Annotated in this window: 7 protein-coding genes; all 7 read left to right on the forward strand. The window is 50.7% G+C overall.

Annotated elements, in window-relative coordinates; all coding sequences use genetic code 11:
• Window positions 1-75 precede the first annotated feature (75 nt).
• Entirely contained in the window at window positions 76-2,469 is a 2,394-nt protein-coding gene (locus tag GGC63_RS06600; RefSeq protein WP_192701611.1) for a glycosyl hydrolase family 95 catalytic domain-containing protein, read from the forward strand.
• A gap of 18 nt (window positions 2,470-2,487) precedes the next feature.
• On the forward strand, window positions 2,488-3,465 hold the full coding sequence (locus tag GGC63_RS06605) for a sialidase family protein (RefSeq protein WP_192701612.1): 978 nt from the start codon (window positions 2,488-2,490) through the stop codon (window positions 3,463-3,465).
• 123 nt (window positions 3,466-3,588) lie between these two features.
• Window positions 3,589-5,742: an MGH1-like glycoside hydrolase domain-containing protein gene (locus GGC63_RS06610; RefSeq protein ID WP_192701613.1), complete on the forward strand. Its 2,154-nt coding sequence runs from the start codon at window positions 3,589-3,591 to the stop codon at window positions 5,740-5,742.
• A 43-nt stretch (window positions 5,743-5,785) separates the two neighbouring features.
• Entirely contained in the window at window positions 5,786-6,850 is a 1,065-nt protein-coding gene (locus tag GGC63_RS06615; RefSeq protein ID WP_192701614.1) for a sialidase family protein, read from the forward strand.
• A gap of 129 nt (window positions 6,851-6,979) precedes the next feature.
• Window positions 6,980-7,870 carry an AraC family transcriptional regulator gene (locus GGC63_RS06620; protein ID WP_192701615.1) on the forward strand — a complete coding sequence of 297 codons (891 nt, stop codon included), beginning with the start codon at window positions 6,980-6,982 and terminating at the stop codon, window positions 7,868-7,870.
• Window positions 7,871-7,969: 99 nt separating this feature from the next.
• Window positions 7,970-8,995, forward strand: a complete 1,026-nt coding sequence (locus tag GGC63_RS06625; protein ID WP_192701616.1) for an alpha/beta hydrolase family protein — start codon at window positions 7,970-7,972, stop codon at window positions 8,993-8,995.
• 223 nt (window positions 8,996-9,218) lie between these two features.
• Window positions 9,219-10,340, forward strand: a complete 1,122-nt coding sequence (locus tag GGC63_RS06630; protein ID WP_192701617.1) for an ABC transporter ATP-binding protein — start codon at window positions 9,219-9,221, stop codon at window positions 10,338-10,340.
• The last annotated feature ends 14 nt before the right edge of the window (window positions 10,341-10,354 follow it).

Genomic DNA, 10,354 nt, shown 5'->3' on the forward strand with positions numbered 1-10,354 from the left:
GTCCGGGAGAGTCGTTCCGGTCTGGCTTCCCCTGCTCTCTTTTTTGCTGGAACAAAGTCCTGAAGGAGGGAACATATGAACGGGTCCGGCTCCCTATTATGGTATAAGCAGGAAGCACGCAATTGGTTCGAGGCGCTTCCGGTTGGAAACGGAAGATTCGGAGGCATGGTATTCGGCGGGGCCGAACGGGAGCGCATCGCGTTGAACGAGGATACGCTTTGGTCGGGAGAGCCGAAGGATACGGTTCGTTACGACGCGCTGCGTCATTTGAACCCGGTGAGGGAGATGATTTTTTCCAACCGGTACGAGGAGGCCGAGGAAACGATAGAGCAGTACATGGAAGGGCAGGAGATTGCCTCCTACTTGCCCTTGGCCGATTTGGAGCTGATTTTTGAGGATTCATCTCATGTAACCGATTATCGGCGTGAGCTGGACTTGGACCAAGGGATGGTGAAAGTTCGGTACAGGAAGAACGGAATGCTTCATACTCGTGAGGTCTTCGTCTCGGCGGTCGACCAAGTCATGGCGATTCGTTTGCATTGTGAAAGCAAAACCGTATGTACCGCGGTTCTGCACAGCCCCTTGCAGTATACCGTTCACAAAGCAGCTCCCAACAGGATCAGGCTATCCGGCCGATGCCCTTATCATGTAAGGCCTAATACTGTAAAGACGGCGGACCCTGTTCACTATGAAGAAGGCAGGTGCATCGGCTTCGAGCTCCAGCTGGAGGCTATTGTAGAGAAGGGCAAGGTGGAGGTAAGCGGAGGCCGAATTCATATTAGCGCCACAGGAACCGTCGTCCTGCTGCTGTCAGCAGCGACGAGCTACAACGGCTTCGACCGGGACCCTGCCCTGCAGGGCAAAGATCCGATACGAAGGTGCGAGGCATGGCTTGCGGAGGCGGAAAAACTGGGTTACGACCGGCTGAAGGAACGGCATCTGGTTGATTACTCGTCGCTTTTCGGCAGAACCTCGCTAGTGCTTGAAGGCTGTGGGGAGCAGGACGCATTGCCCACAGACGAACGGATTCAGGCGGTCAAGAACGGAGCGGAGGACCCCGGCCTTGCGGCGCTGTTGTTTCAATACGGCAAATATTTGCTGATATCCAGCTCACGGCCCGGTACCCAGCCCGCCAATTTGCAGGGGATCTGGAACGATAAGACGCAGCCGCCCTGGTGCAGCAGCTGGACGGCGAACATCAATCTCCAGATGAATTATTGGCCTGCGGAAGCAAGCAACCTGGCCGAATGCCACGAGCCATTATTTGAGCTGATCGAAGGCTTAAGGGTTACGGGGCGTAAGGTGGCCAGCATCCATTATGGATGCAGGGGATGGACTGCGCATCATAACATCGATTTATGGCGCACGGCTACGCCGGTAGACGGGTCGCCCAGCTGGGCGTTTTGGCCCATGGCAGGGGCATGGCTATGCGAGCATTTGTGGGAGCATTACGCCTTTAGTCAGGATGAAAGCTTCTTGAAGCAGGCGTATCCCGCAATGAAAGAAGCGGCACTCTTTTGCCTGGATTGGCTGACCGAAGCGCCGGATGGCTCCCTGGTTACCTGCCCGTCCACTTCACCGGAAAACATGTTCGTTACAGAAGATGGACAAAAAAGCAGCGTCACTCATGCTTCAACGATGGATATAGCTTTGATTCGTAATTTGTTCTCGCGGACTATTGAAGCAAGCCGTTTGTTGGGGCTTGATGCCGCACTACGCGAACAATTGGAACAAGCCATGCGAAGGCTGCCGCCGTTCCGAATAGGAAAATACGGACAGCTGCAGGAGTGGAACGAGGATTATGAAGAACTTGAGCCGGGGCATCGGCATACAGCCCATTTGGTCGCCTTGCACCCGCTGGATCTGATTACACGTGAAGGGCAGCCTGAGCTGGCCCAGGCGTGCAGGGTATCCCTGGAACGACGCCTGGAGCATGGAGGCGCACATACGGGCTGGAGCTGTGCCTGGACGGTTAGCTTCTGGGCAAGACTTGGAGAAGCAGAGCAAGCGAACCGGTTCCTGAATGATTTGCTGGCGGGATTGCATCCCAACCTGATGAACGCTCACCGGCATCCGAAGGTGAAGCTGAACATATTTCAAATTGACGGCAATATGGCTGGAATGACCGGTATTATGGAACTGCTGCTTCAAAGTCAGGGCGGGCTGGTTCGACTCCTTCCGGCGCTTCCGTCCTCATGGAAGAAAGGCGGCGTCAAGGGAATCCGGGCGCGCGGAGGATTTGAAATCGACATGGAATGGGAGAACGGCAAGCTGCAAAGCGCCGTCATCCGGTCCACTGCAGGCAAACCGTGTCGTTTGGCAACACGACAGCCGGTTCAAGTTATGAGGGACGGGAGAAATGTTCCGGTTCATCGGGAGCATCCTTGCCACGTTATCTTTGATACCTCTGTCGGGGGCAGTTACGAAGTCATACCCTGCCTTCATGATGGGGAAATAGAATTGTACTAGATTAGGAGGGGATTGAGCATGAAGTATGTTAACATAACGAAACAATTCATTTTTGAGGACGATCGGCCTTTTCTCAGCTGTCATGCATCGACGTTGGAGCTGCTGCCCGGAGGGGACATCATAGCTGCCTGGTTCGGAGGAACGAAGGAGAAGGCCGGGGATGTAGCGATATGGATCTCACACCGCCGGAATGGCCAGTGGATGCCCCCGGTGAAGGTAGCGGACGAGGAAGACGTTCCTCATTGGAACCCGGTCTTATTCCGGAGAGCCGACGGGGTATTGTTCCTTTACTACAAAGCGGGATACAGTATTGCGGAATGGGAGACCCGGGTGATCCGATCTCTGGATAACGGTCTTACCTGGAGCGCTCCGGTAACTCTTGTTGAAGGAGATAAAGGCGGAAGAGGCCCCGTCAAAAATAAGCCTATTGTCCTGTATGATGGGGTGATTGCGGCCCCCGCCTCCCTGGAGCCTGACTGGGACTGCTTCGTGGATCTCTCTTATGATGGAGGAGAAACCTGGAAACGCAGCGCAACGGTTCCCCTGGATCACGCCGCTTTGCGGGGGAAAGGCATCATTCAGCCTGCACTGTGGGAATCGTCTCCAGGGAATGTCCATATGTACACGCGCAGCACGGAAGGAGCTATTTACCGCAGTGACTCGCAGGACGGCGGTATAACATGGTGCGAGGCCTATCCTACGGAATTGCCCAACAATAACAGCGGTATCGATTTGGTCCTGATGGATCGAGGCATTCTTGCCCTCGTATATAATCCGGTCCGTACGGAGGAAGGAAAGAAGAAAGGGCCGAGGACACCGCTGGTGCTCCGATTATCGGAAGACAATGGGAAGACGTGGGGGGATGAGCTGCTGCTGGATGAGGGAATCAGTCAATACTCCTACCCTGCCATTATTGCCAGCGGGAATGACCTAATGATTACCTACACATGGAGGAGAGAACGGATTGCGTTTTATCATCTTACGGTGAAATATTAAGTGTAATCGCCCTATAGTTTGAGCAGATAAACACCACTCATCTATCATGGAAATTTAATATACTAAATTATGGAATAGAGCTTTCACGTGTTGCCATTATTCGTAAGGAACGGAGGAAAGTCCATGCCAACAGGAAGCCTCTGGGATGAGGAATTGCGGGCGGGGAAGAAAGCGCTCCGTACGCTCCCGGGTGCACTTTTGTTAGGTTCCACCGGAGCACGGTTATGGGCCGATTATGTGGATTCCATGCCCGGATTCTCGGGAAGATTCGACTTTATTCACAAGGTGAACCTTCCGTTACTATTCACAGTAACCAACAATCAAGGGGTCAGCTTTGAACCATGCCGCACCGAGTGGTTTCCAAGTTATTTGTCCGTGGAATATAACGGAAACCGGATCGCATTTACGGATAGGAAATTCATTTCCTGGAACGATTGTGCGGTTTCCTGCCAAACCTGGACCAATCGGAGCGGAGAAGATCTGGTCTTGAGACTGCAAACGTACAATGATTGCTTCTCAAAACAGGAAGACAATACGTTGTATGGTGAGTTCCTCACGGAGCATTACAGCTTCGATATTGCAGGAGTGGTCGCCGTAAGCGAACCGGCCCTGCTGGAGGAAGTACGTTTGAAGCCAGGGGAGTCTAGGCAGTTCGTCATCGCTGCGGCGTTCGGGATAAAAGGACAAGATCCACCGGAGCTGCTGAGAGAGCGGGCAGCAGGTTATGCGGAGTCGGGCCATACGGTCGATCAAGTGGTAGAAGATCAAAGAAGAGACTATCAGACCTGGTTCGATAAAGCTCCGACCTTTTATAGCAGTGATCCGCTGCTGAATCGTACATGGAAGTACCGCTGGTTCTTGCTGCGGCATAATTTGGCTGATCCGCAGTATGGACATTTGTCTCACCCCTTATTTTATGAAGGCAGATCGCATAAAAAAAGCAAGAAGCCGTTCGGCAAAGGGGGATGGGAGTTCAGCAAGCTGATCAACCTGTCCGTACCGCTCCATCTAATGGATGCCAGATGGTATCATGATCCGGTTTATTGCGAGGGCGTATTGCAGAATATGAAGGAGGGGATGATTGAGGATGGTATGTTCTGCTGCATGACGGTGGATACGATCATGCATTCGTTTGCCAACTTCTCCTGCTGGGCTGCCTATAAGCTGTATCTGATTCATCCGGACCGGCCATTTATGACGCAGCTGCTTCCGGCGCTCAAAATGCAAATCGACTCATGGAAACGTATACATGGCAGTGAGAGCGATGAATTAATGATCGAGCATAAGCATACCCGGACGGGAAAGGAATATCAGCCAAGCTACTGGTATTTCCATCAATATCCGAAAAATCCGAAGGATAAAGCGACCTATACCCATTTGAAAAGAGTGGATCGTGCGGTATATCACTATTTGAATACATTGGGAGTAGCTAAATTATGCGAACTATTAGGTGATGATGAGGCTGCTTCGTACTACAAGCTGGCAGAGGATATTAAACGGGATATTATTGATAAAATGTGGGATGAAGCTTCACAGTACTTTTATGATCTACATTACCAAACCGATGAGAAGGCGCTGGTAAAAAATATTGTCGGCATTTATCCCGGCTGGGCCGAAATGATCGACGATAGCTTTAATGGCATGATCGAGCATCTGTTGAATGACCAGGAGTTTCATACCCGCTGTCCGTTTCCTTCCGTAGCGATGGATTGCCCGGCATACTCCAAAGAAGGCGGATGGATGGGGCATTTTGTGAAGGGACGCAACGGCTGCGTATGGGATGGGCCGACGTGGCCGTATACCAACTCCATTGCTTTGGATGCGCTTGCAAAGGAGAGTAAGAGAAGAAATCATCAGTTTGACAGCCAGTTTGCTTATTACTTCCGGGAATATTCGTTTCTTCATTTTATGCAAAGAGACTTGAACCAGCCTGGTCTTGTAGAGCATTACAATAGCGAGACAGGCGAGCCTTTAAGCGATGAACAGGAATACAATCATTCTTATTACATCGATCTGCTGATCTCGCATGTGGCCGGATTGGTGGTAGAACAAGACCGGATCATACTGGATCCGCTGGACGTCGGACTGGACTATTTTTGTCTGGACCGGATCAAGGCCGCAGGGATGGATATCCGAATCACATACAGAAAGCCGCATTTATCGCAAGAAGGGCTGGAGGATATCGAGGAAGGATATCGTGTGTATGTTAACGGCAGGCTGTTGTTCAACAGTCCGACGTTAGCGAGGGCTGAGCTGGATATCCGGGAATATCAGTAACTCTACCGTACCGAAAACAAGAATCTAGGAGGGATGTTTGCTAATGACCCGATTTAATGGTGTGGTCTCCCGCTCGGAGACGGATCCTGCTGTGTTGGAGGCATTTCTCCCCATATTGCATCCTAACGACAGTCATGCCGCCAATTTATTGGAGCTGGACAATGGCGACCTGCTCTGCGTCTGGTTTAACGGCAGCGGGGAGGGCAATCCGGATACGAACATTGTCATGTCCAGGCTTGCTGAGGGCTCTGCCATTTGGAGCGAACCGATGCAATTATCCAACGATCCTGAGCGTTCGGAGCAAAACCCGGTCCTCTTTCAGGCACCGGACGGCAACATATGGCTGTTCCATACCTCGAACGAGCCGCATAACCAAAAAACGTCGAGAGTCCTCTGCCGGATATCGGAAGACCAGGGCTATACGTGGGGGCCAAGCGAGGTCTTGTTCGATGGCATGGGCATCTTCCTGAGACAGGCAATGGTCGTGCTGTCAAACGGCGACTGGCTGCTTCCGGCCTATTATTGCAGGCTGGACGGACATTACAGCGTTGTCCAAATCAGCTCGGATCAGGGGAAAACATGGACCGAATATCCGGTTGCCGACAGTATCCACAGAGTTCAAATGAGTGTAGTCGAATTGAAGGAAGGCAGTCTGTATGCTGTATTCCGCAGCCGTCAGGCCGACCGGATTTATACAAGCCGGTCGGACGATTATGGGAAGACCTGGACGCCTCCGGTAAGGAGCGCATTGGCCAATAACAATTCATCAATTCAATTGACCAAGCTGCAGAACGGCCATCTGGCTCTGATCTTCAACGATTCGACGATGGAGCGGGATCAGTTCCGCTGGGTCAGCAGCAAGGGGACGTTCCGTAGAAAGCCGCTACGGACTCCGTTAACTCTAGCGATTTCGGAGGATAATGGACAAACATGGCCGCGTTACCGCAATGTACAAATGGCCGATTTGGAATACAAGGAGTCGGAGATCGGCTATTCTTATCCGAGCATTACGTCGACCCGAGATGGTAAAATACATATCGCTTTTTCCTATTTGCGCAAGGGAATCAAATATGTCTGTATCGATGAAGACTGGGTGCATAAAGGTTAGCTGTTAATGAACGGCAGGCAGCATCCGTGCTTAAGCGTTTGTTCAAAAAGCTTCGTCGTAAGAGGGGGCTTTTTGAACAACCTCTGAATAAGGTTTGGAAGTAAAAATCATGTACCTGGGGTGATGGTCATGAACGGGAGAATCGATCATTTAACCGGCGATCGCTTTTTCGATGAGAATATGGATATTTTCATAAATCGAGAATTGGAATCGTTTACAACCGTACAGCATACTCACGATTTTACGGAAATCAGCTATGTGGGCGAAGGAAGCGGATACCATTACATTGAGGATCAAGTCATACCGATCAAGCAGGGAGACTTGTTCGTCATACCGATTGGAACGTCGCATGTGTTCCGCCCGTCCTCGCCCAAGCAGGACAAAACGCTCGTTATTTACAACTGCATTTTTAGGACAGAGCTGCTGGAAGGCTGGAGGCATCTTATTCAGAAGGATTCCTACACCTACAATATCTTTTATTATCCGCATGAATGCACGGAACGGTGGCTGCATTTTCAGGATAAGCATGATACGTTTTTTAATATGGTTCAGACCATGTACTCGGAGTATTTAAAAAGAAGCACGGGTTATGAGACCGTACTGACTGCTATGCTGATTCAGATGCTGGTGATGCTGAAGCGCTTTGAGCTGAAGAATGAAACGGAGCCTGCATCGTTCAGCAAGCTGGAGGAAGTGGTGCATTTCATTAAAAATAATTACACCCAGAACATTACCGTTCAGGATGTAGCCGATTATTTCTATTTGAGTGCAAGCCATTTTCAACGGCTGTTCAAAAAAACGACAGGACTCACCTTTACGCAATATTTGCAAAATGTACGTATACAAAAATGCTGCGAGCTCTTAAAGTCAACCGATATTCCGATATACCAGATCGCCAATCAGGTCGGTTACTTGGACATGAAGTTTTTCCACGCCTTATTCCGTAAAAAAACAGGGGTGACCCCGCGCCAATACAGGCAGAACTTTCAAGAATTTGAGGACAAAGCCATATCATTTTAACTTGCCGGGGCTGGCCATCATGATGGATCAGCTCTTTTTTTATTCATTTTGGGGATTGTGCTTTTTACTAAGGGAAACAAAAGATGGGAGGAATGACCCGTGTGGTCACCAGATGAATATTTAACGCAGCTATACGAAACAAACGACCTATTAAGGGAAGAGACAGCAGGGGGACAGTGCTGGAGAGAACGCAAGGAGAACGTAAAGAGAAGCCTGTTCGACGCTTTAGGTCGGTTGCCTGAAGGGAGTACCAGCTTGAGTCCGGTGCTGCTCGAAAGAACAGAAAGAGAGGATTGCTATGTGGAGCGCATTGCATTTGCTACCGCCGAACATCTGAGGCTTCCGGCTTATGTTCTGATTCCCAAACAGCTGCAGGATAGAGCTCCGGCTGTTGTGGCCTGGCACGGGCATGGGTACGGAAGCAAGGAAATCGTCGGCTTGCAGCCGGACGGTACGGAGGATGTCGGGGAGCCGGGCATTCATAAGCATTTTGCCCTAGAGCTGGTGCGGAGAGGAATGATCGTCATAGCACCGGAGATTATAGGCTTCGGTGACCGCAGGCTGGCAGCGGATCGGGCCAAGGATCCGAGGAAAGCAAGCTCCTGCTTTGCGCTTTCTTCCCGCCTCTTGCTATACGGACAAACCTTGGCCGGGCTTCGAATCTTTGAGGCAGCCCGTGTAGTAGATTACCTTATTAGCAGAGAAGAAGTGGACCCGGAGCGGATCGGCTGTATGGGCTTTTCCGGCGGCGGCTTGATCGCTTCATTGTCAGCTGCATTGGATGATCGGGTCAAGGCTGTGGTGCTATGCGCATTTACCAGCACCTTCAGAGGAAGCCTCCTCGCCATGAATCATTGCATCGACAATTATTTGCCCTCCATTCTGGAGCGCGCGGACCTGCCGGAGCTGATCGGGCTTATTGCCCCTCGGCCGTTATTTGTGGAATCGGGCTTAGAGGACACATTGTTTCCCGCCGTTTCCGTGCAGGATGCCTTACTGCAGCTTGAGCGGATCTACCGGGAAGAGGTGGCTATGGATCGGCTGACTGCCGATATATTCCCGGGGAAACATGAGATTTCGGGCAGAAAATCGTACGATTGGCTCGCTCAAAGGCTTAGAGCATGATTACCCTATAGAGTAAGTTATCATCACCTATAATCCCGTAAATGAGCAGAGGTATAATGAGGGAAAATGAAGGAGAACAAGGCTCTGCCCATAGCGGTTGTTGATACATGGCGCAAAGCGTCGATCAGATACGGGGAGTTAGCAGGTACCGGCGAGCCCGTAACGGGCTATAAATGAAACCGTTCTCACTTTGGAGATGAATAAGAGTATCGGAGGTGCTTCAATGGGGCGCATTCTTTTAAACCACATCGAAAAACAATATGGCAAGGATAAAGGCTATGCGGTAAAGGATTTTCATCTGGAAATACCGGACGGCGAATTTCTGGTTATGGTCGGTCCTTCCGGCTGCGGCAAATCAACGACGCTTCGTATGATCGCAGGCTTGGAGGAGATCTCTTCCGGCGAGCTGTACATAGGGGAAAAGCTGGTTAACCATTTGCCTCCCAAGGATCGGGATATTGCCATGGTATTTCAGAACTATGCGCTGTACCCGAATATGAGCGTATATGAGAACATCGCGTTCGGCTTGCGGCTTAGAAAAATGCCTAAGCATGAGATTGATCTGGCGGTCAAGAAGACCTCGAGAATATTGGAAATCGAGCAGTTCCTGAACAGGAAGCCGAGGCAATTGTCCGGCGGTCAGCGTCAGCGCGTAGCCTTGGGAAGGGCTATCGTCCGCAACCCTCAAGTGTTTTTGATGGATGAGCCTTTATCTAACCTCGATGCCAAGCTGAGAGTGCAGATGAGGACGGAGATTATCCGTCTTCATAAGCAGCTTGGAGTGACGATGGTATATGTGACGCATGATCAGGTAGAGGCTATGACGATGGGGCATCGGATCGTAGTGATGAATAACGGCGTTATCCAGCAGGTGGATACGCCGCAAAGAATCTATAATCATCCGCGCAATCTATTCGTAGCCGGCTTCATTGGAACACCGCCGATCAATCTGCTCGAAGGTCAGATTCTTGAAAGCTCTAACGGACAGCTGGAATTCCATACGAACCGCTATTATCTGCGGATACCCGAAGAGCAATCGAACGTGTTAAGAAGTAAAAACAAAATCAACCGGAATGTCATCCTGGGCATCCGCTGCGAAAATGTTCATTTGGAAGCGGATTTCCGAGAGGCCAATCCGGGCTGCCAGATTGTGGGGGCGCAAAAAATCAACGAGCTGATGGGTGCCGATATGTATCTGTATCTGGATATTGGAGCTCCAAATCTGTTCATTGCACGTGCCCGGCCTGACCATCCATTTGCGGAAAATGAGAAGGTCACATTGACGCTAAACATGCGTAAGGCTTTATTTTTCGATAAGGATTCGATGGACAATCTGGCGTATTAAAGCTGAAGATACAG

This window comes from Paenibacillus sp. OAS669 (genome assembly GCF_014873645.1).
GTDB lineage: Bacteria > Bacillota > Bacilli > Paenibacillales > NBRC-103111 > Paenibacillus_S > Paenibacillus_S vulneris.

Coding starts and splice junctions, on each gene's coding strand:
- GGC63_RS06610 (WP_192701613.1), top strand. CDS start 3,589: ATGCCAACAGGAAGCCTCTGGGATGAGGAATTGCGGGCGGGGAAGAAA.
- GGC63_RS06605 (WP_192701612.1), top strand. CDS start 2,488: ATGAAGTATGTTAACATAACGAAACAATTCATTTTTGAGGACGATCGG.
- GGC63_RS06600 (WP_192701611.1), top strand. CDS start 76: ATGAACGGGTCCGGCTCCCTATTATGGTATAAGCAGGAAGCACGCAAT.
- GGC63_RS06630 (WP_192701617.1), top strand. CDS start 9,219: ATGGGGCGCATTCTTTTAAACCACATCGAAAAACAATATGGCAAGGAT.
- GGC63_RS06620 (WP_192701615.1), top strand. CDS start 6,980: ATGAACGGGAGAATCGATCATTTAACCGGCGATCGCTTTTTCGATGAG.
- GGC63_RS06615 (WP_192701614.1), top strand. CDS start 5,786: ATGACCCGATTTAATGGTGTGGTCTCCCGCTCGGAGACGGATCCTGCT.